Source organism: Xylella taiwanensis (assembly GCF_013177435.1).
GTDB classification, from domain to species: domain Bacteria; phylum Pseudomonadota; class Gammaproteobacteria; order Xanthomonadales; family Xanthomonadaceae; genus Xylella; species Xylella taiwanensis.
Genome location: NZ_CP053627.1, coordinates 2,326,359 through 2,347,417, shown reverse-complemented (window position 1 = coordinate 2,347,417; position 21,059 = coordinate 2,326,359). Strand labels below are relative to the sequence as shown.

Below are 21,059 nucleotides of genomic sequence, written 5' to 3'. Positions count from 1 at the left end.
CATTCCAGCTACGGCAACGTGGATGCGGGGGGCGATCTGACTTCTTGCCGGTAGCCAGTTGAGCGGTTGTGTCAGCCACTCACTTCAGTGCAATGATGGCGATGGATGGTTGTATTGCAGGGTGTTTTTGCTGTGTTTTATTTCACAGCCAATGGACGCGTTTAAAGAGTCTGTACAGCAGGAGGCAGGACACGGTGACGCCGACGACAAGGAGTGTATAGGCGTAAGGTTTGTCGAGTTCGGGCATGTGGGTGAAGTTCATGCCGTACCAGCTGGTGACCAGGGTTGGTGCGGCGAGGAGGGCGGCCCAGGCGCCTAGGCGTTTGACCGTTTCTCCCTGGGCGAGGGTCACCATTGACAGATTGACGCTCAGTGCGGTGCCCAGCATTTCGCGTAATGTGTCGATGGCGTCGTTAATCCGGACGGCATGGTCGAGGACATCGCGCATATAGATGCTGACGTCTTGGGGCAGTAGTGTTTCGGGGTTGCGGGTTAGGTGTGCGAGTACGTCTTGGAGTGGCGCAACCACGAGACGCATTTTATTGATTTCGCGTTTGAGTTCGTAGAGCCGGATGACTGTTTGGCGCTGGTAATTTTCAGAGAAAATATCTTGTTCTAGTTGTTCCAATGTTTCACGGCATTCGTCCATGATCGGTAGATAGTTGTCGACGATGAAATCAAGCACGCCGTATAGGCAGAAGGCAGGGCCGCATCCGAGCAGCATGGGATCGCGTTCCATACGTGCGCGCACTGGTGCGTACGATAACGAGGCGCCGTGGCGCACGATGATGAGGAAACGTGTGCCGAGGAAGGCGTGTGTCTCGCCGTAGCAGATGCGTTCGCCGATCAGTTGTGCGGTGTTGACGACGATAAATAATGAATTGCCGTAGTTTTCAACTTTAGGGCGCTGATGTGCTTTCAAGGCGTCTTCGATGGCCAGGTCGTGGAGGCCGAATTCTTCTTGGAGTTTGCGTAATACGGTTGGGTCGGGCTCGTAGAGTCCGACCCAGATGAAGCTGTTTTCGCGATGCAATTCTTCACTGATACGGTCCAGGTGGATGTTATGGCGATGGTGTCGTGCGTCGTAGTACGCGCAGGTGACTACACACGCTGGATTCTCGGAATAAGGGCGATGTGGAGCCTGGGTGAGGGTCATTTTTGCTGTTGGGTTGGGGTGGTGATACGCCGGTGCAGTGTCCAGGCCAGGGCGAGATGGATCGGAAGTAACAGTCCGATCCATGAGAGATTGCGTTGCGTATAGGCGGGTAGCCAGTATGCAAGCAGGGCGGTGACGCTGGAGGCGGTGTTGATCCATAGGATGAGATCGAACCAGCGGCCGGGTGTTCTGCCGCGTAACCAAGCGATGCTACCTGCGATCAGGGGCAGGCATAGTGGGTTGAGTAGCAGGAGGTTGCGGTTGGCCCAAGTGGCTTGATGCGTGCTGAAACCCCATAGATAGAGCAGTATCAGTCCGCCGAGTGCACACATCAGCCAGAAGGGCAGTGTCAGTAGGGTGAGTAGGCGTGGATGCCGTGTTCCTAAGAGGAGTATCAGCGTGGCGATGCTGCAGCCGATGGCACACCATATCCAGAGGTGGTGTGGGTGTTCTGCGGATGTGGAGGTGATGCGGCTCGGCAGGATGACTTGGGTTTCTTGTACTAGGGGACGTCCGGCGCTGTTGTATACCTGGGGCAGGTGCTCAGCCAAGCGCATTGGGATGAAGGATTCTTCCCATAGTGACAGTGGTTGATCGGTGTATGGACCCATCACCAGGTCCAAGGCGAGCCACATCCACGGTGTTGGTGAGGCCAGGTGGATCACTTCGCTGCGGTAGGTGTTACCGCGTGAGGGTCGTCTTGTTAGCTGTGGTTTTAGTGTGCTGCCCATTGCCTGGTTCAGGCTGTCGCGTACCATCGTGGCGCAGTTGGCACCGATGAGGTCGTAGTGGTAGCCCGCATACTCTGGTTGGCTGCGAATTGCTAATGCTTGTGCGAGTGCTGTGGCTTGTTCAGGTAGCAGGTCCAGCCATTGAATACTAACGCTGCGTCCGGCGTCGCGATATTGCTCTAGGTCTTCTTCTAAAGGAAGTGAGATAAGGTAATACAGCATTTCGCCGCGGATGAGGCGACTGAAAAAATCGGTTGTTTCGGGGTTGAAGTAACCGAAGTTGTATGAGATCGACAGGCCGCTGGTTGGATCGGCGACGATGATGGCATCGTGGCCGAAGTGTTCGAAGAACACTTCGCCGGGCTGCATTGTGGCGATGCCGATGCGTAGGGGATGGGCGGCGGCGCTCGTCGTCAGCAGTAGCCAGGTACAGAGCAGTCGGAATAGGGTATAGAACGGGTGGCGTGCTAGGTGTCGAGGCAGTGCGGTCAAGCGGTGTCCTGTGTGTTGCGCGGTAATACAGTCACGTGGAGCATGTGGATGCGGCGTGCATCGGCTTTGGCGATGCGGAATGTGAACCGGTCTAGCGTCAGTGCGTCGCCGGTTTCGGGGAGGTGCCCGATGGCTTCAGTGACCAGACCGCCGATGGTGTCGTAGTCGTCGTCTGGAAATTCAGCGCTGAAGCGTTCGTTGAAGTCTTCGATGGGGGTCAGGGCATCGACGACGTAACAGCCGTCGGCCTGTACGGCGATCATGTTGGTTTGGTCTTCGGTGTCGTCGTGTTCGTCGTCGATGTCGCCGACGATTTGCTCCAGTACGTCTTCAATGGTGACCAGACCAGCGACGCCGCCATACTCGTCGACGACAATAGCCATGTGGTTGTGTGAGAGTCGGAATTCTTTGAGTAGGACGTTGAGTTTTTTCGACTCGGGGATCAATACCACGGGGCGCAGCAGTTCGCGCACGTTGGTTGGGGTGTTGTTGGCGGTCACACCGCGCAGCAGATCTTTGGCCAGCAAGATGCCGAGTACCTCGTCCTTGTTTTCGCCGTGGACAGGGAAGCGTGAGTGGCCGGATTCAACCATTTGTTTTGTGATGGTTAGTAGGTCTGATTCGGCAGGCAGCGATACCATCTGCGAGCGCGGTACCATCACGTCGCCGACGGTGAGATTGGCGACTGCGATGGCCCCTTCCATCATGCGCAAGGTGTCTGCGGCGATGAGCCCGTGGTGCTCGGCGCTACGCAGCATGACTAACAGGTCGTCACGGGTGTGTGGGTCTCCGGAGAACGCGGCGCTTAGGCGTTCGAGCCAACTACGGCGTTTCTCTTGGGATTCAGTAATGGTTTGATGATTGTCGTCTTCTGACATCAAGGAAGGTGTGAGGGCGGTACCCGGTGTGCTGGGCGTTGTTGCAAGTTTAGCAGGCTGGGTAAGGGGCACGTGTGTTGGGCCAGCCATGCCAGACGCTAAGGTTCGTCGAGGCTGTAAGTGCAGCCGACCAAGGTTTTACCTGGGTGTGAGGTCACGTTGGAAACGTTGAGCACGATTGATTCGATGGCGGGTTGGCCGGTCTTTGGGTTGGTGGTGTCGGTACTGGCCAGCTCGCGCCCGAATATGGTTTTTCCGGGGGTGTCGATTGCAGTGTCCAGTTGCAGGGTACGTGCCAGTGGGCGCGGGTCGGGTAGGTCGAGGATGGCGATGATGCTGCCGCCCGAGAGGGCGATCCGCATGGTCTTGTGGCCAAAGACGTGAATGGGTGTATGCAGTGCGTATTCGGTCATGAAGGGGTTGGTTGCCGGCAGTAGTTGCCAACCTAGTGTGATGGCTTGGGGTGGGTCTTCCAGCAGTGGGACCAACTGGGCGTAGTTGGCGGCATGTTGGCGGCATTCGATCAGTGCGGCCAGGTCAGGAGGGGGTGGTTCGGCAGCCACGGAGGTCAGTGTCGGCAGTGCCGTAAGCAGAGCGGCCAGACATCCGCGCATCAGTCTTCTCCAAGGTATGGGTCGTTGATGCCGAGATTGGCCAGGATTTCGCGCTCAAGCTGTTCCATGGCTTCGGCTTCCTGTTGGTCTTCGTGGTTCCAGCCGAGCAGATGCAGGGTGCCGTGTATGGTGAGATGGGCGTAGTGTGCAGACAGTGGCTTCGCTTGTTCTGCGGCTTCGCGTGCGACCACTGGGGCACAGATCACCACGTCGCCAAGTAGGGGTATTTTCAGACCTTTAGGTAGGTCGGGGAGCTGGGCTGGGAAACTGAGGACATTGGTCGCGTAATCTTTGCCGCGATAGTGGTAGTTGAGTACGCGGCCTTCTTTTTCGTCAACGATGCGAATGGCCAGGTCAGCTTTGCGGATGCGTCCTTGCAGTGCGGCAGCGACCCATTTGCGGAAACTCACCGCGGCAGGCAGTTTGGCGCGGGGTAGGCCATAGCTGATGCCGACATTGAGGCACACAGGGCCGCGGGTCATGGAGGCGATTCCGTGTCGTAAGGCAGGAGACGGTGCAGCACGATGGGGTTGGATGCAGCGGAAACAGGGGTCATGTGGGTTTGGTTGTGTTGCTGCGTGTCTGGTGTTTGTCGTAGGCACTGACGATACGTGCGACCAGGGGGTGACGGACGACATCGTGTGATGTGAAGAAGGTGAAACTGATACTCTCGATCTCGTGCAGTACTTCGATCGCATCGTCCAGGCCGGACTTGACGTGTTTGGGCAGGTCGATTTGGGTCAGGTCGCCAGTGACTACGGCAGTTGAGCCAAAACCGAGGCGGGTCAGAAACATTTTCATCTGTTCGATGGTGGTGTTTTGCGCTTCATCCAGGATCACAAATGCGTTGTTGAGTGTACGCCCTCGCATGTAAGCCAATGGTGCGATTTCGATGATGTTTTTCTCTAACAGTTTGACGACTTTCTCCACACCCAGCATTTCGTACAGTGCGTCATACAGTGGGCGCAGGTAGGGGTCGATTTTCTGATTCAGGTCGCCGGGCAAAAAACCGAGTTTCTCACCCGCTTCAACGGCTGGTCGTACCAGGATTAAGCGCTGTACACGCGATTCGTTCAGTGCCTCGACCGCACTGGCCACGGCCAGGAAGGTTTTTCCGGTACCGGCGGGGCCGATGCCAAAGTTGATGTCGTGGGTGGCGATTTTGTGGAGGTATTTGGTTTGGTTGGCGCCGTGCCCACGCACTGTGCCGCGCTTGACCCTGATTGCGACGTCTTGTGGTGTGTAGGCTTGTTCGGCGAGCTGTGCCATATGGGCTTCACTCAGACGCAGTTGGATCGTGTGGTTGTTGAAGGTGGTGCCGGTGGCTTCGGCGTACAATGCGCGCAGTAACGTTTCGGTGGCGACGACAGCTGTTTCTGGGCCGGTGATATGGAATATGTTGCCGCGATTGGCGATTTCCACACCCAAACGCCGTTCGATTTGATGGAGGTGTTCGTTGAAGGAGCCAGCGAGGTCTGCCAGCCGTTCGACGTTGACTGGTTCAAGAGTGAAGTGACGTTGTGCAGGTGTGTTCATGAGAGGACGCCGAGACGATTGTGGTGTCGGCAGGCGAAGATGAAGGGGCCTGTGTGGGCGTACCCAGGGCTAGGATTAAGGTTGATTGCGTATTCAAGGGGTAGCTCCGTTGAGCATGTTTCCCGCTTGATGCATGGAGTCGCTGATGGATGATGTTGTGTGAGATTTTCTTCACTTGGGGTGAGGGTGTGTTGGTGAAGTTTCGCCATGACCGTTTTTTCTCCACAGATGATGTGGATTGCTTTTTGAAAAAGCTGTGAGTAACCACTGCGATGTGTTGCTGTGTAAGGATCTTTTACACATTGATGAAAAAATCGCCAGAACGTAGGTGGGTGGTGATGTTTTAGTTGTCGCTGGTATACACGCGTCCGCGCAATGAGTTGGTCAGTGCTTCGGTGATCAGTACGTCGATAAATTGTCCGATGAGGCGTGGGTGGCCAGGGAAATTGACGGAACGCATATTTTCGGTTTTCCCAGTCAGTTCGTTCGGATTCTTTTTTGACGGGCCCTCCACTAGCACGGATTGCACAGTGCCCACCATGTGCTTTGAAATGTTGGCGGCATAGGCATTGATGTGTTTTTGGAGGTGTTCCAGACGTGAGCGTTTGATTTCATCGGGGGTGCTGTCCTCAAGGGTGGAGGCGGGTGTACCGGGGCGGCGCGAGTAGATAAAAGAGAAGCTCTGGTCGAAACCGATGTCCTCAATGAGTTTCATAGTTTTCTCGAAGTCGGCGTCACTTTCTCCGGGGAAGCCTACGATGAAATCCGAGCTGATCGAAATGTCCGGGCGGACGGCGCGCAGTTTGCGGATTTTGGATTTGAATTCCAGGGCGGTGTAGCCCCGTTTCATGGCTGAGAGAATACGGTCGCTGCCGGATTGAACCGGCAGATGCAGGTGGTTGGCGAGTTGTGGCACGTCGCGGTAGGCCTCCACGAGCGAGTCCGAGAATTCCAGGGGGTGCGAGGTGGTGAAGCGGATACGTCCGATGCCTTCGAACTGTGCGATGGCACGGATGAGGAGACCGAGGTCGGCATAGGGGGGCTCACCCGGACGATCGTTCCCATGGGGGGCACGATCCATCGGTCCGCGATAGGCGTTGACGTTCTGACCGAGCAGGTTGATTTCGCGCACGCCTTGTGCAGCTAAGTGTGCTATTTCGATCAGCACGTCTTCGAACGGGCGGCTGACTTCCTCGCCGCGGGTGTAAGGCACCACACAGAATGAGCAGTACTTCGAGCACCCTTCCATAATTGAGACGAATGCGCTCGGACCTTCGGCGCGCGGTGTGGGCAAGCGGTCGAATTTTTCGATTTCTGGGAAGCTGATGTCTACCTGCGGTCGGTTCTGTTCGCGTCGGGCGCGGATCATGTCTGGCAGGCGATGCAACGTTTGCGGGCCAAAGACCAAGTCGACGTAAGGGGCGCGTTTGATGATCGCTTCGCCTTCTTGTGAGGCGACGCAACCGCCGACGCCGATGATCACGTCACGGCCACTGGTTTTCAGGGCTCTCCAGCGTCCGAGTTGGCTGAATACTTTCTCCTGGGCCTTCTCGCGGATCGAGCAGGTGTTGACCAGGATAATGTCGGCTTCCTCGGGATTGTCTGTCAGTTCCAGTGCTTCGGTGGCGATGAGTACGTCGGCCATCTTGGCCGAGTCGTATTCGTTCATTTGGCAACCGTGGGTCTTGATAAATAGTTTGCCGCGCGCCGGTGGATGGTGGTGCGCATGGTCGCCCGTGGGTTCGGTGAGGGCATGGTGTTGGTTTGGGTTGGGCAATGGCAGCAGGGCGGCGGCGGCGTCTTTGCTGGGTGTGGCCATGTCTGATGTCCCGGTCATGGTGCTTAATCCAGTCGGGTGTGTGGGTAAGGTTGGATAGTTTAGCGGGTTGTTGCAGGTGCTTCAGGGGCGAAGGATACGGGAGGGGGGTGATGTGGGATCGCTGGCTGTGCGGTTGTCATCGGTCATGCTTGGCAATGATGGATAAAGTTTGGGAGACTGGATGCTATGAAGAGGGTCTTCCGCATTGTCGGGTTGTTGCTGGCCATGATAGCGGTGCCTGCTTGGGGGGCGGCACTCTACAAGTGTTTCAACGTTGACGGTATCCCTAGTTATGTCAGCAAGCGCGTTCCTGGTGCTAAGTGCACTGTCGTGGTCAGCAACGTGCGTCGTGCTCCATCTGTGGTTCTGCCCGCGCGCCCTGCGGTTGTGCCTCTCGTGGTGCCGATGTCCGAGTCTGCCCAAGACGCTGCAGTGTCATCGCCTCCGGTGGCTGGTGCTTCAGCCACGCCGGCGTTGGCGCGTTCCACCGTGGCGGTGGGGGGGGCGAAGCGTTTGGTCAGCGGTCAGGTTTACTCCTACATCGAGGATGGTGTGCGTCATTACACCAGTAAACCTCCGACGCAAGTGGCCAATGTGTATGGATTGCGCACGATTTCTTATAGCTTCATCGAAACTTGCTATGCGTGTGCGGCTAATCCTGGGGTCAATTTCGGATCGGTGCGTCTCAATACTTCGTCTTACCAGGGTGAAATCGCTTCCGCTGCACGCCAATTTGGGGTCGAAGAAGCGTTGGTGCGTGCGATCATTCATGCTGAATCCTCGTATAACCCCCTTTCGCTGAGTAGTGCTGGTGCACAGGGGCTGATGCAACTGATGCCAGCCACGGCGCAGCGTTTCGGGGTGACCGATGCTTATGATCCGATACAAAACATCCGTGGTGGTGTGCAGTACTTGGCTTGGTTGCTGAAGCGCTTTAACGGCAATCTGACACTGGCGGCGGCTGGCTATAATGCCGGGGAGGGTGCGGTTGACCGTTATGGCGGTGTGCCGCCGTACAGTGAGACGCAGCGTTACGTTGAACGCGTCAATGTGCTTCTTGGACGCTATCGCGTGGCGTTGCGGAGTACTCAATGAAGGTATGTGGTTTCGCGTTGCGGTGCGTACGCGTGTTGTTCATCACTCCAGTGCTTTTTGGTATGCCTCAGTGATCTTCGTGGGTTGTATCTCCAGTGGTGCATGCGTAGGTCTAAGATATTTGGGGACGATTCGGGGAGTGCGACATGGTGAAGTGATGAGGGCCATGCGTCTAGCAACGTGAAGCGGCGACGTTTTCTGACGACGACGTTGATCGGTGCAGGGTTTCTCTCGGTTCATTTTTTCAAGTCTTTGAATTCCAGTGCTAAGACCAAATTGGCGGGTGTGCCAGTGGTTGTTGATATCAGTGGGTTGCCAGAAGGCCAGCGCTTGATTTTGGAGTGGCGTGGTCAGCCGGTCTGGGTGGTCAGGCGTCCCAAGGCAATGCTCGATGCTTTGTCCGGCTTGAGGGGGCGGTTGAAGGATCCTACGTCTGAGGTAAAGAGTCAGTAGCCTGGTGATGTGCTTCGCACTCCTGATGTGCGTTCGATCAGGCCCGAGATTTCGGTTTTGGTGGGTGTCTGTACGCACGTAGGGTGTTTCCCAGAGATGGTGGCTGAGATTTGCCCGCAGCCGTTCGATCCACAATGGAAGGGGGGGGGCTATTTCTGTCCTTGCCACAAGTCGCGTTTTGATATGTCTGGATGTGTTTTTAGTGGCATGCCAGCTCAGAAGACTTTGCTGGTGCCGCTGCATCGTTATCGCGATGAGTGCACGTTCGTGATCGGTCTAGATCCAGAAAACGTGAACGGAACACGGGGTGCTGGAGCCATGCACAGCATCATTGCTTGTGGTGCTCGGGGGCTGTTGGACTGGATCGAGATGCGTGCTCCGGGATCATTGTTGTTTTATCGTAAACACGTCACCGAAGTACTACTTACCTAAAAATTTCAACATTTGGTATTGCTGCGGATCGCTGTTACTGGTGGTCCTGGTGAATCAGATCGTCGCTGGCATCTTTTGGGTGATGCATGACAAACCCAGTGCTGCTGAGGTGTTCCAGTCGATCGAAATGAGGATCATGTGGGACATCGAATGGGGGCTGGTTGATCTGTGATATGCCCCGTATGGGGGCTTCGTTGTTTTTCATCGTGGCATACCTGCATATGTTCCGTGGACTGATATACGGCAGTGGCAAGAAGCCCCCTGACTGAGGCTGGGTCCTGGGTATGTTGATTGACCTGGTACTGATGGTCGAGGCATTCATGGGGTGCGTGTTGCCGTGGGGCAGGTGTCGTTTTGTGGGGCGCGCAGGCGATCATGTCGCTGTTCGGTGTGATCTCGGCGATCGGTCGTGGTTTGGCCGAGTGGATCATGGGCGATGATTTGCGGTCAGATGTTACGTTCAACCCTTCGTCTTTAGCATTGCACGTGATTGAGGTACTGCTGCTGCTGTTGGTGGTGCTGCATCTCGGTGCGTTGCGCGAGGTTGGTGGCAACCATCCGGATGGTATCGACATCGAACCGGCTGCTAATGGCAATTGTTGGACCACTCTTAAGCCAGCTGACAGTATCCCGTTCCATCCGTATGACATGGTGAAGGACCTGGTTGGTGTTTGCATCTTGTTGTTGGCAGCTTTCGTGATTTTCTTTGCTTCGGAGTGTGGCGGTTTGTTCCTGGAGTACGGCAACTTTGTTGAAGCTAATCGCTTGGTCACTCCTGAGGACATCAAGCTGGTCTGGTACTACGCCGTGTACTACGCGATGTTGCGTTTGGTACGCAGTAAATATCCGTGGGCGTGTTAGTGATGTTTTTTGCGATCGCTTTTGTTTCTGGTGCCCTGGTTGGACCGCGCCAGGGTGTGCTCGATTGGTGATCATGGCTGGATGGCACGGATGGGATGCGGCGTGCTTGTGGTGTGTTTTGTGTGGCTGGCGGTGATTGGGGCGGCCAGGTACGGTTGTTTTGGAAATCTTATGTAAGGTGTGTGCTGATTTTTTTGTATTTCACCTTCTTCATCACTATGCCATTGTGGACGGTATTGGATGCTAAGAAGCCGGTGCCGGAACGATTGACTTTCTATGGCTGATATGAGGACGTTACGGTGCTGGTCGTGTTGGATGCTGTGTTTGCTGTTGCCGTTTGTAGTGATGCCGGCTACGCAAGTGGCTGGTGGTGTCCCGTTGGAGTGCCGGTACTGACGTTAGCCACCGTATTTCGTGACAGCGCAGCGCGTAGTTGGACATGAATTACGGCGTGGACTGCCATTCGTTGCAGTATCTGCGTTATTCACGTATCGCTGCCGATGTGGTTCGGAGTGAAGTGCAAGTGATGCGTCATCTCAACTTCAACCTTGCCAAGATCAGCGATACGATCATGACAGCGATGCGGGTTGACGCTGCCGCGCAGTGGTTTGGTAAGATGCCGCCGGATCTGGGTTTGACGGCCCGTGTACGTGGAAGTGATTGGATCTACGCTTATTCTGAGGTTTTTCTACGTAGACTCGACTTGCTCGCTGGGTTGGAACAATCGGTTGTTTGTCGACGTTTCTGTGCCCAATCCATTGTGGCAGCTGCAGGGCGTGCAACGGGCAGAATATGTAGGGGCATCGCAGGCTAATGCTGATCGGTCAGCCCGGTCATTAGAATGCTACAGAGTTCGACCAGACTGTGCGTGATATTGTCAATTTCCTGCAAAATATGCCGCCGAGCCTGCGGTGTTACAACGGCACTCTTTGAGAGTGTGTGTAATGTTTTTTCTGGCCTTGTTGACTTTCTTGGCCTGTCTACTCAAGAAGGCCTATTGAGAGGACGTGCGTTGAGGGACGTGATATCAGTGGCCTGTATCTGCTATTGGCTTTTATGATGGCTGATTGCAAACTCGCTGATATTGTGGAGACCTTCGGCATTGGGCCGGTGGTTGTTGATGCGGCCGGCGGATTCCGGTCGTTGGAGAGCCTTGAATGGCGATGAGTGTGCGTATGCGAAATACCTTAACCCTGTTTTCCGCGACCAATGATGTGTTGTGTCATCGAGTGCGCTTGGTTCTTGCGGCCAAGGGAGTGACTTATGACATGGTATCTGTAGATCCGCAGAATCCTCCCGAGGATCTGATTGACCTTAATCCCTATCATTCTGTACCGACACTGGTTGAGCGTGAGTTGGTGCTGTACGCTGCTTCCGTGGTGAGCGAATACGTCGATGAGCGTTACCCCCATCCGCCGCTCATGCCGATGGATCCGCTGTCGCGTGCGCGGCTCCGTCTGGCTATGTTGCGTATCGAACATGATTGGGTTCCTCAGGTACAGGCCATCCAACTTGGCAACAAGATTCAAGCCGAGGCTGGGCGTAAGCGGCTCAAGGAATTGCTGACTGCCTCGGTACCGTTATTCAAGGCTAGCAAGTTCTTTCTAAATGGGGAGATGAGCTTGGCCGATTGCGCGATGGCACCGATTATTTGGCGCTTACAGGCGCTGGACGTGCCGTTGCCAAAGGATGGTAAGGTGATCGAGGATTACGGTAACCGTATTTTCCGCAATCCAGGGTTCCTCCGCAGTCTCACCGAGCAGGAAAAGAAATTACGTGACTTGGCTGTTTGATAGCCTTGCATTGCGTTCGGGCATACACTGTTATTTATGAGTGAATTTCCACGAATGACCAGTCATCGGCCCTATCTATTGCGAGCGTTGGTGGAATGGATCAACGACAATGGGATGACGCCACATATCCTGGTCGATGCTTGCGTCCAGGGGGTGCAAGTGCCGGCAAGTGCCGTCAAGGATGGTCGGGTGGTCTTGAACATTGCTGGACGTGCAGTGATGCATTTGCATATCGGCGATGAGAGTGTCAGCTTTAATGCGCGTTTCGCTGGAGTCAGCTATCCGGTGCAGGTGCCAATGCCAGCGGTATTAGCGGTGTACGCGCGTGAAACGGGGCAGGGTATGGCATTGCCGGAGGATATCATCTCGGGTGAGCCACCAGACGACGTGCCCCCGCCTACCACGCCTAATGGCGGGAAAGATCCCCCATCTGTTTCAGGGAAGCGATCGCACTTGCGTGTAGTCAAGTAGTCACTGGTGGGGTCTGTTGCTTCATCCTGGGGACGGCTGGATATCTATGGCTGATGCATGCCATTTGTAGGTGCTTTAGGTCAGTATTACCAAGTTGATTGTGGGACATTGGAAGGTGAAGAGGTTTATCTGTGGAGTATTAGCCTGCTGTTGGGTTGGTCGTTGTTGTCGTCTTGTATATCCAAGCAAAAGTGGCGTTCCAAGCCGAGCTTGTCGTAAGGCACGCAGAATAGTTCTATGGGTACGTTGATTCAGCCATCGCCATCGCTGACCACCTGGTAGGACATTGCGGCCGATTTGCTTAATGCGTTCGGTGCGGGCATTCAATCGATTTTAGGAGTCTGTGCAAATTTGACTTGCTCACGGGAGTTGTTTTAACCAGGTTGTCATGTTCTGCAATCCACGAGAATGGATGTGAAGAATATTGATCATTTCTATCGAGCTGGTCATCGGGTTAACCGCCAATGAGTTGGGGCTTGTACGGCGGTATTAAAGTTTGTCCGGTGGCGTGTTTGGCCTGGTTGATTTTTAAATGCATGAAGGCTAAGCACAGCATGTCATGTATAGAGGTCGGAGATTTGAATTTGCAGGCTGTGATGTGTTGTGCATGCTCAAATGCGACTGTGCGCAGGTGCAGTGATTGAGGTCAAGTCTCGTCCCCGTGAATACCAACGGTTGTCTGCCTGGAGTACATCGCTAACACCTTGTATTGTGTAGCTTAAGCTCTTTAAAGCGTTCGCACTTGGGATGTCGTGTTGTCGTCCCAATGCGCAGCTTCAGTGAAGCTGCACAACATGAGCGTTTCCACGAGGTGAAAGCATGAGCGATTGCTATTCAGTGATGTCTCTAAGCGATGCAGTCATCTGCAAGTTCATCTGTTGCTATAACTCTGAAGGCACGTTGCGAGGATGACGCTTGTTGGATGAGCGGTGAGGGTGTGTTTAAGCTTGGTAACCGCTCAAAATGCAATCAGAATAAAAATTCCAATGTTTAATCCAAGCAGACCATCGGTTGTCAGGGCTGGCATTTCTCAAGATCCCATGAGAGGCTTTGAGCCTTGATCGATCTTTACATGGCTCTGCTTGCTAAGTCATCTGAGTGCCTTTGCAATGATCGCATACGCATCAAGTATGCCGCTGGAGGTGATGTGTTCTTGATTTGCTATGAGAGGGCAGCACGCAATGGATGCCTGTTCGGAGTGCGTGTCAGTGGCTGTTGTACTGATGCGCGTCACTGGCCTCGTTGATGGTGTAGGCGGCCCATCGATGTGTACCGATGGTGGGTGACAATAAGTGGCCAGGGTTGGCAGTAGGATGGTAAGGATGCAGAGCAGTTTCACGGCAGACATCCGTTGGTGCGAGGAAGATATTTTATGCCGTTACCCGTGACCATCTGGTGGATGTTTTCCATGAGCGAATGGAGAATACGATGATCCAATCCCGTTGGCGTTTGGATGGCCGCACGGCTTTGATCACTGGTGCGAGTACGGGTATCGGTTTGGCGGTTGCTCGTGAGTTGTTGGGATTGGGTGCCGATGTGCTGTTGGTAGCGCGCGACGCTGATTTGTTGGCGCGAGTACGCGACGAACTGGCAGACGAGTTCCCTGAGCGTGAGCTACATGGGTTGTCTGCTGACGTTGCCGACGATGAGGACCGCCGCGCGATTCTGGACTGGGTCGAAGACCGCAGCAATGGCTTGCATGTGTTGATCAACAATGCCGGCGGCAATGTTATGCGTGCAGCGCTTGACTATACAGAAGACGAGTGGCGTGAAATTTTTGAGATTAATTTGTTCTCTGCGTTTGAGTTGTGTCGTTACACGCAGCCGTTGTTGGCGCGTCATGCCAGTACAGCGATTGTCAATGTTGGTAGTGTGTCTGGCTTGACTCATGTGCGTACCGGGGTGCCGTATGGAATGAGCAAGGCGGCGTTGCACCAGATGACCCGTAATTTGGCTGTCGAATGGGCTGAGGATGGCATCCGTGTCAATGCAGTGGCACCTTGGTATATCCGTACTCGTCGCACGTCGGCGCCGCTCTCCGAGCTGTACTATTACGAGCAGGTCATTGAGCGTACGCCGATGCGCCGCATTGGAGAACCTGAGGAAGTGGCTGCGGCAGTGGCATTCCTTTGTCTGCCAGCGTCGAGTTATGTGACCGGCGAATGCATCGCGGTGGATGGCGGTTTTATGCGCTATGGTTTCTGAGCGAGGTTGATAGGTTCGCCTTTAAAACAATCTAAGATGTGTATTGAATGTGTGAATCACGAAAAGAGTGCAGATATATTCAGATTGCAAGGTGAATCGGGGCATGTATGGGGTCATCATCGCTTGAGACGTGATCTTTGGTATGTGTACGAGTCCGACAGTGAATGTTTTTTCCTTAAATTCGTTATTGGAGCGTTCTTCTTGTCGCTGGTGCTTTTCATCTGACCTGTTTCTAAAGATAAAAAGCATCATTTGCTAACACGATTGCAAGCCATCCGCAATCGGAGCCAATCAGATAACGGTGATAAACATGGCAGCGAGTGTCTCGCATCTGGAGCAGATGCGTTGATAGCTCTTGAGTCTCCGGAACAGGCACTCGATCTTAATTGCGGCGCTTGTACCTCTTGCGGTCGTATGCCCAAGGAACGATGCGTGTGTGCAGCGTCGGTCCGAGCTGTTTAATGTGCATCTGTACGATGGTGGCTATCGTATTTGCCTTCAGTCCCATGGAGGTCCTGGAGTGGCGTCTGGAGATCTTTTACTGATTAGATAGGCCGAGACACAGTCCTAAATAATAAAGCCACCGTCGTTCTGGAGTTTAAACCAGCATCTTCGTATGACGTCATAAAGGGAGCAGTGCTGATTACCTGCTGGTGCAAGGGGCCGGAAGCCGAAAGGGAGTAGGCGAAGTGCGATGGTCGGCTGTTGCGGTTACTGTGAAGTGCCTAAACACTCAGGCATCTGTAACAGTGGGCGTGGTCCTTGTGTTTCAGGAGTCGATCATGTCTTCACCTAACCCTGTGCTGTTGTTGCGGTGCGTTGCATTCTTCGTAGCTCGATCAGGTGTTGCCGATTGCCTAACGTAAGTTGGGTGATCCATTGAAGATGACCTTGCACGGTTTCTTGGATATCGATTGCAAAGCAATGCTGTCAGTACTTTGCACATCACTGGTTGCACGTGTTGGCGGTTGCAGTTGTTCAAGTGATGCAGGTGACGTGATGTCAGGGGAAGCATTCCGCAGTGACTTCAATCCTGGTGTCGTCATAGTCAGCAGCTCACCGATATCTGCAAGCACCTTTTGGTGGTGATCCATACTGGTACCCGGAGGTGTGACCCGGCGGTGGGTCGTGATTTGGTCGATATGGTTTCCCGTAAGCATGATCCGGCCAAGCGCAGTACTGGCTAGTGTGAAGGGGGGAGGTAATGCGCTGCGCTCAGGTGTAGATCGCAATGCTACGACAGTCGGACGTTTCCGAGGGGCGGTTGATTCGGTGATCGTGGGCACGTGCCAATCAGTGACGACTCAAGGTGATTGCCAACAGGCAGTTCCATCTTGACGGCATTCTCGGCAAACCCGTTGTGGTGGTCTGCCATTGGGTCGGTAGGCCTAAGGGTAAGTCGAGTGTTCTCTGCAGATGACCAAAATTCAGGCATGGTTCGCCGATGCGGGTTGCTCATGGGCTAATGCTTACACGGTTTCCCTTCGCGTCTGTAAGGTAGGAGGCCGGAACTGCTCTCCAAAGGTGATGTCCTCCGGTGGACTGTTGTCATGAAAGTGACCGAGGGTCGCTGTCATGCCCGGCTTATGCGTGTGTAGATCGTGTGCCAGTCGCTGAGCGCTTGGGCAGGTCACGTCATTGGCAGCGGTATTCAAAAGATACAGGATAGTGTCGCGTACCTGCATATTCGTCGGACTGACGTTGCCGCGTTGCTTCGGCAGAGTGACTAAAAAAAGCAGTGGTCAACTTGCATGAATTGGGTAGCTGGGATCTCCATACGTTCAGTCCCGCAGCGAAATTGCCTCAGTGACATAAGTGTTAACAGACTCCGGGTTCTCGTCACTGCCTTTGAAACGGCTGGATTTTGTTACCCATTGGGGTGAAGTCACAGCGGAGCATCGCTCCTGACAAGGGTGACAACATGTACTTTAGCGTGGCGTTGCAGGTGTTGTGCAGGGTGTCTGGTTGGTACAGGCGCAACAAGGAGGTTTGCGATCCACGATCGACAGTCATGGAGTCAGGCACGCCAGTAACAGCCTCAATATTCACAGTGTTGGGAGACGACCATCCCTGGGATGTGCTGTGCAGTGATGATGCACTGCGCTGACTTCGACAGGCGATGTTAATATTGAGAACCATTCTTGTCATTAAGAGCGTTTTGTGACGTTGTTGGATATGGTGTTGCACCGCACCGTGGTCGTGGAAGCGGTGGAGGATCGTCAGCCTAACGATGTGATTGCACGACGCTTGCGCGAACTGGGTTTCGTTGCCGGCGAAGAGATCACGGTGCTGGCGACTGGCCCGTTGGGGCGTGAGCCGCTCCTGGTGCAGGTTGGTTACACCCGTTTTGCTTTACGGCGGGCTGAGGCGCAGCGCATCCGAGTGGTACCGATGGAGACGGTCGTATGAATAAGCAGGTGCGGTTGGCTCTGGTGGGTAATCCCAACAGCGGCAAGACAGCGTTGTTCAATCAGTTGACGGGTAGCCGACAGAAAGTGGCTAACTATCCTGGTGTCACGGTTGAGCGTAAGGAAGGGCATTTCCATGCACCGTCTGGGCGTGAGTGCGTGGTTCTTGATCTGCCGGGAGCTTATAGTCTTCAGCCTGCCAGTCTGGACGAGGCGATTACCCGCGATTTCTGCCGTGGCTTCTATCCTGGTGAGGCTCCGCCGGATGTGCTGGTCTGTGTGATCGATGCGACCAACCTGCGGCTGCATTTGCGTTTTGTACTGGAGTTGCTTGAGTTGGGGCGGCCAGTCGTGGTGGCGCTGAACATGGTTGATGCTGCACAGCGGCGTGGCATTCGCATCGATCGCGAGATGCTGGAGCAGATGTTAGGGGTGCCAGTGGTGGAAACGGTGGCGGTACGCCGTCATGGCGCGCGCGCGCTGATCGAGCAACTCGACACGGTGGTGACAACGTTGCCTGCACCCACACCCACGTCACCTGCCGGTGACCAGTATCACGCGCAAGTACGGCACATCCTGGAAGCGGCGGTAAGGATGCCCAGTCGGACATCGCGCGTGGACGATGCGTTGGATCGCTGGTTGTTGCACCCGGTGTTCGGCTTGATGGTGCTGACCGTGGTGATGTTCTTGATTTTTCAGGCGGTATACGCCTGGGCTGCACCGCTGGTGCATCTGATTGAAGTGGGCACCTCGGCGTTGGGTCATGGGATTGGGGATGTGTTGCCGAACGGCCCGCTACGCAGTTTAGTGGTAGATGGGATCATTGCTGGTCTTGGCGCGGTGGTGATGTTTCTGCCGCAGATCTTGATCCTGTTTGCTTTCATCCTGGCGCTTGAGGAGTCTGGCTACCTGCCGCGTGCGGCGTTCCTCCTCGATCGGCCGATGGTGTTGGCTGGTCTTTCCGGGCGTTCGTTCATTCCACTGTTGTCTAGTTTTGCCTGCGCGGTGCCGGGCATCATGTCAACGCGCAGTATTCAGGACCCACGTGATCGCCTTGCTACCATGCTTGTGGCGCCGTTGATGACCTGCTCGGCGCGGTTGCCGGTGTACACGTTGCTGATCGGTGCGTTTGTGCCGCCTAAATCCCTGTGGGGCCCGATCAATCAACAGGGGTTGGTGCTATTTGGGTTGTACATGGCGGGCATCCTCAGCGCGCTTACTGTGTCTTGGACGATAAAAAAGTGGCGTCGCAACAAAAGCGAGCATCCATTGCTGTTGGAGCTGCCATCTTACCGATTGCCTCATCCGCGTGATTTGGTGCTGGGTTTGTGGGAGCGAGCGGCCATTTTTCTTAAGCGAGTCGGTGGCATCATCTTGGCGTTGACCATCCTGCTGTGGTTTTTGCTGTCGTTTCCGGAGGCACCGTCCGGGGTGACTGATTCAGCGATCCATTACAGCTTTGCTGGAAGAATTGGCCATGTGCTGGCAGTGTTTTTTGCCCCATTAGGCTTTAACTGGCAAATTTGCATTGCGTTGATTCCAGGATTGGCGGCTCGCGAGGTGGCAGTCTCCTCGCTGGCAACGGTCTATGCATTGTCAGTGTCCAATGACGATATGGCTGTGCGGGCATTGTCGCCGCTGATTCAAGACGGCTGGTCATTGGCTACGGCGCTGTCGCTGCTGGTCTGGTACATCTATGCACCGATGTGTATTTCCACCTTGGCTACGATTAAGCGTGAGACCAATTCTTGGAAGCACATGGCGATGACGGCAGGGTATCTATTTGGTTTGGCTTACCTGGCGGCGTTGGCAACTTACCAAGTTGCATTGCTACTGGGGGCGAGCTAACCCATGAGCGTGTCATTGCTACTGCAATATGTGGTGATTGCGTTGGTGGTGGTTGTCAGTGTGCTTGTGGTGGTGCGCAAGTATCTGCCCGGTACCTGGAGTCGAGTCTGTACTGTACTGGCGTGGCATTTGACCCGATCAGGTCGACCTCTCTGGATACAGCGTTTCGGGCATCGCTTGGTGCCAGAGATGCGTCGTGTCGGCGCTTGTCATCGTTGTGGCAATTGCACCTCAGATTCCCGTCGGTGTTAAGAGAGGCAGAAAAACTCTTTGAACAATAATAGGTCGATGCATTGATACCGTTTGGTGCAATGTTGGTCATAGGCAAGGGATGTTCTGTTATCTGTGGTTGGGATCTTCGTGATTTTTTTAGTGGTTCTTGGAGATGCGGGTAAAAACGGTTTTCCATATGTCCTGATTGATTTGGCGGCAGTGTCCGGTGGTGTATTTTCTGTTGCTGACATGACTGGATCACAGTGTTGTTTGTTTCAACATCTCAGTCATCAGGTGATGTCCGCTCCAGAGTGTTTCAGTGTATTGAACATGAGGAGTGCAATGCTGAAGGTGGCGTTGTGATGTTGCACGTGCTGCGTGGCAGAGTGTGCGTACGTGAGCCGGGAGGGTGTGTGGTGTGGACGTGATGCGTGAACAGTATCTTGGTCTGGAGTGCTTTGACGCTGTCGTCGCGTTCCAGTCGGTGCATTACTCGGATCAGGTGTTCAGCGAGGCGGAAGTGTCTCTGGCTGGGGCACACAGAAGTTCACCATCAGATCGAAGGAGTGTGTTTTGCCCCTTTGGAGAAGTGTCTTCAGGATCAAGATGAAAGATACACTGCTGACGGGAGAGAGGATTCCTGTCTGCGGTCATACTGTCCAGATGTGTTTGAACTGCTGTGAATATGTGGGGCCTCTCGAGCATCCCAATGTTCCAGACAGGTTCCGCAAGTATCGTGTGTCACCCAGATGCGGAGCCGGTCCATTGTATGTTCGGAGGGACTTGCATAAGGGCGGCTGAGTGATCCCTGTGCAAGTCCAGAATGGTCGAAATGTCATCTGTGGCCCCCTACGTCCAAGTATCCGAACTTAAGGGGCATCCGTGGGAATCAGGGCCAAGCATCAAATCCGGATGCTTTAATTTATAGAGAGAATGCGAGTTGATAACACTTTATAGAGATGGAGCAAGTGTTTTAACCGCACAATGACGATGAGGTTTTTAATGAAAATGAAGTTGCTTCGTAAAATGAGAATGTTTCCCGATCCAGAGTCTTCTTGCTAATTAAGCAACCAGAGACCAATTCACGGGTTTATAACACTGGCCGTAAAGCAATTTCATTGCACCGAGCTTGCATCCAGATTAAGTACATATTGCGATTTTTCATTGAAACTTACCTGGAATCTACGACGGCGTTAGCCTGTCCGGTAGCAGCTGATTTTTCACCTGCGAATGGGTTTAGCTTGCGGATTGTTGCTGGGTACTTTGGCCATTGGCCCTTGAGCCATGGGTGGTTAGGGGCTTTTGTTTGCAATACTTGGCGTGCATTATCTGCAAGTGTTTTGTTACCCAAATGGGTGTAAGCCTCTCCAAGGGCGGCCACGGCATCGTATTGGAACGCACTCTTTGGGTAGGTTTCCAGCAGCAAGTTGGCGCGACCTGCGGCTGCGACCCAAGCATTACGGCGTAGGTAGTACAGCGTAACGTTCATCTCGTACTGAGCGAACATGTCGCGTAGCTCGATCATGTGCTTGCGGGCCTCTGCAGCGTAGCGGCTGTCCGGGTAGCGGTCGAGCACGGTCTTGAAGTCGTTATAGGCCTGCTGTGGTGCGGATAAGTCACGGCGACTGAGGTCCAGTGACCAGACCTTGCGCAAAAACACTGTGTCGCGGTTGCTGTTGGTCAGACCCCGCAGGTAGTACATATAGGCGATGTTATGGTGTGTCGGATAAATACGTATGAAGCGGTCGATCGACGATACAGCGTCATCGTGCTTGCCCGATTTGTACTGTGCGTAGGCGTTCTCCATCATCGCCTGTTCGGTATACGGGCCATATGGGTATTGTGCGATCAGACGCTTGAAACTGACCTCGGCGCCGGCCCAGTTGCCTTTCTTCATGAGGTTGTGTGCCTTGTCGTACAGGTGTTCCACCGGCATGCCATCTTCAGGATTCTTTTTGGCCTCGCGGTGACAGCCGGTGATGACGATCAAGGTGGCCAGCAGCATGACCAACAGGTGGGTAGGTGCGAAGAAGGCAGGACGTTGGGTCATGGGG

19 protein-coding genes and 3 pseudogenes are annotated in these 21,059 nt (G+C 54.3%); 13 read left to right on the top strand and 9 right to left on the bottom strand.

The window, feature by feature from the left end:
- Window positions 1–142: 142 nt before the first annotated feature.
- The 7 genes from PLS229_RS09965 to miaB form a co-directional block, all read right to left on the bottom strand.
- Window positions 143–1,156: a magnesium and cobalt transport protein CorA gene (locus PLS229_RS09965; protein WP_038270467.1), complete on the bottom strand. Its 1,014-nt coding sequence runs from the start codon at window positions 1,154–1,156 to the stop codon at window positions 143–145.
- Entirely contained in the window at window positions 1,153–2,379 is a 1,227-nt protein-coding gene (locus tag PLS229_RS09960) for a lipoprotein N-acyltransferase Lnb domain-containing protein (protein ID WP_425511069.1), read from the bottom strand. Before PLS229_RS09960 ends, PLS229_RS09965 begins: the two co-directional genes overlap by 4 nt.
- Window positions 2,376–3,257 carry a CorC family transporter gene (locus tag PLS229_RS09955; protein ID WP_038270469.1) on the bottom strand — a complete coding sequence of 294 codons (882 nt, stop codon included), beginning with the start codon at window positions 3,255–3,257 and terminating at the stop codon, window positions 2,376–2,378. The genes PLS229_RS09960 and PLS229_RS09955 overlap by 4 nt, the downstream gene beginning before the upstream one ends.
- 98 nt (window positions 3,258–3,355) lie before the next feature.
- The gene (locus tag PLS229_RS09950; protein WP_038270470.1) at window positions 3,356–3,871 is read right to left on the bottom strand and encodes a hypothetical protein; all 516 of its coding nucleotides are present in this window, start codon (window positions 3,869–3,871) and stop codon (window positions 3,356–3,358) included.
- Complete coding sequence (gene ybeY, locus PLS229_RS09945) at window positions 3,871–4,353, bottom strand: rRNA maturation RNase YbeY (protein WP_038270471.1); 483 nt, start codon at window positions 4,351–4,353, stop codon at window positions 3,871–3,873. Before ybeY ends, PLS229_RS09950 begins: the two co-directional genes overlap by 1 nt.
- 70 nt (window positions 4,354–4,423) lie before the next feature.
- Window positions 4,424–5,407 carry a PhoH family protein gene (locus tag PLS229_RS09940; RefSeq protein ID WP_038270472.1) on the bottom strand — a complete coding sequence of 328 codons (984 nt, stop codon included), beginning with the start codon at window positions 5,405–5,407 and terminating at the stop codon, window positions 4,424–4,426.
- A gap of 343 nt (window positions 5,408–5,750) precedes the next feature.
- Window positions 5,751–7,244, bottom strand: a complete 1,494-nt coding sequence (gene miaB, locus PLS229_RS09935; protein ID WP_038270473.1) for a tRNA (N6-isopentenyl adenosine(37)-C2)-methylthiotransferase MiaB — start codon at window positions 7,242–7,244, stop codon at window positions 5,751–5,753.
- Window positions 7,245–7,412: 168 nt separating this feature from the next.
- Between miaB and PLS229_RS09930 the strand changes: the two genes are divergently transcribed.
- The 10 genes and pseudogenes from PLS229_RS09930 (at window position 7,413) to PLS229_RS09900 (ending at window position 14,536) form a co-directional block, all read left to right on the top strand.
- Entirely contained in the window at window positions 7,413–8,321 is a 909-nt protein-coding gene (locus PLS229_RS09930; RefSeq protein ID WP_038270474.1) for a lytic transglycosylase domain-containing protein, read from the top strand.
- A gap of 180 nt (window positions 8,322–8,501) precedes the next feature.
- Window positions 8,502–9,095: pseudogene (gene petA, locus PLS229_RS09925) on the top strand (ubiquinol-cytochrome c reductase iron-sulfur subunit); the annotation flags it as partial.
- Complete coding sequence (locus tag PLS229_RS12805) at window positions 9,082–9,378, top strand: hypothetical protein (RefSeq protein ID WP_425511068.1); 297 nt, start codon at window positions 9,082–9,084, stop codon at window positions 9,376–9,378. The pseudogene petA and the gene PLS229_RS12805, both read left to right, overlap by 14 nt.
- Window position 9,379: 1 nt before the next feature.
- Window positions 9,380–9,475, top strand: a complete 96-nt coding sequence (locus PLS229_RS12800) for a hypothetical protein (protein ID WP_425511067.1) — start codon at window positions 9,380–9,382, stop codon at window positions 9,473–9,475.
- Between the two features lie 106 nt (window positions 9,476–9,581).
- Window positions 9,582–10,244: pseudogene (locus PLS229_RS12795) on the top strand (cytochrome b N-terminal domain-containing protein).
- Window positions 10,163–10,351 (top strand): hypothetical protein, encoded by a 189-nt coding sequence (locus PLS229_RS12790; protein WP_425511095.1) that lies wholly within the window; start codon window positions 10,163–10,165, stop codon window positions 10,349–10,351. The pseudogene PLS229_RS12795 and the gene PLS229_RS12790 overlap by 82 nt, the downstream one beginning before the upstream one ends.
- Window positions 10,344–11,068, top strand: a pseudogene (locus PLS229_RS09915) (cytochrome c1). Before PLS229_RS12790 ends, PLS229_RS09915 begins: the two are co-directional and overlap by 8 nt.
- A 156-nt stretch (window positions 11,069–11,224) precedes the next feature.
- On the top strand, window positions 11,225–11,860 hold the full coding sequence (locus PLS229_RS09910) for a glutathione S-transferase N-terminal domain-containing protein (protein ID WP_038270475.1): 636 nt from the start codon (window positions 11,225–11,227) through the stop codon (window positions 11,858–11,860).
- Between the two features lie 36 nt (window positions 11,861–11,896).
- Window positions 11,897–12,331 carry a ClpXP protease specificity-enhancing factor gene (locus PLS229_RS09905; protein ID WP_038270476.1) on the top strand — a complete coding sequence of 145 codons (435 nt, stop codon included), beginning with the start codon at window positions 11,897–11,899 and terminating at the stop codon, window positions 12,329–12,331.
- A gap of 1,428 nt (window positions 12,332–13,759) precedes the next feature.
- On the top strand, window positions 13,760–14,536 hold the full coding sequence (locus tag PLS229_RS09900) for an SDR family oxidoreductase (RefSeq protein ID WP_038270571.1): 777 nt from the start codon (window positions 13,760–13,762) through the stop codon (window positions 14,534–14,536).
- 1,839 nt (window positions 14,537–16,375) lie between these two features.
- On the opposite strand, the gene PLS229_RS11985 is transcribed toward PLS229_RS09900, so the two are convergent.
- A complete protein-coding gene (locus tag PLS229_RS11985) occupies window positions 16,376–16,549 on the bottom strand; it encodes a hypothetical protein (RefSeq protein ID WP_160165130.1) in 174 nt (57 codons plus the stop codon).
- A gap of 147 nt (window positions 16,550–16,696) precedes the next feature.
- Here PLS229_RS11985 and PLS229_RS09895 point away from each other — a divergent pair, with 147 nt between their 5' ends.
- The 3 genes from PLS229_RS09895 to PLS229_RS09885 are packed head-to-tail and all read left to right on the top strand — an operon-like array spanning window position 16,697 to window position 19,044.
- Window positions 16,697–16,945, top strand: coding sequence for a FeoA family protein (locus PLS229_RS09895; RefSeq protein WP_038270479.1), 249 nt, complete (start codon window positions 16,697–16,699; stop codon window positions 16,943–16,945).
- The gene (gene feoB / locus PLS229_RS09890; protein ID WP_038270480.1) at window positions 16,942–18,792 is read left to right on the top strand and encodes a ferrous iron transport protein B; all 1,851 of its coding nucleotides are present in this window, start codon (window positions 16,942–16,944) and stop codon (window positions 18,790–18,792) included. The genes PLS229_RS09895 and feoB overlap by 4 nt, the downstream gene beginning before the upstream one ends.
- A 3-nt stretch (window positions 18,793–18,795) precedes the next feature.
- Window positions 18,796–19,044 carry a DUF6587 family protein gene (locus tag PLS229_RS09885; protein ID WP_038270481.1) on the top strand — a complete coding sequence of 83 codons (249 nt, stop codon included), beginning with the start codon at window positions 18,796–18,798 and terminating at the stop codon, window positions 19,042–19,044.
- A 1,132-nt stretch (window positions 19,045–20,176) separates the two neighbouring features.
- Here the strand turns inward: PLS229_RS09885 and PLS229_RS09880 are convergent.
- Window positions 20,177–21,055 (bottom strand): outer membrane protein assembly factor BamD, encoded by an 879-nt coding sequence (locus tag PLS229_RS09880; RefSeq protein ID WP_038270483.1) that lies wholly within the window; start codon window positions 21,053–21,055, stop codon window positions 20,177–20,179.
- Window positions 21,056–21,059: the final 4 nt, after the last annotated feature.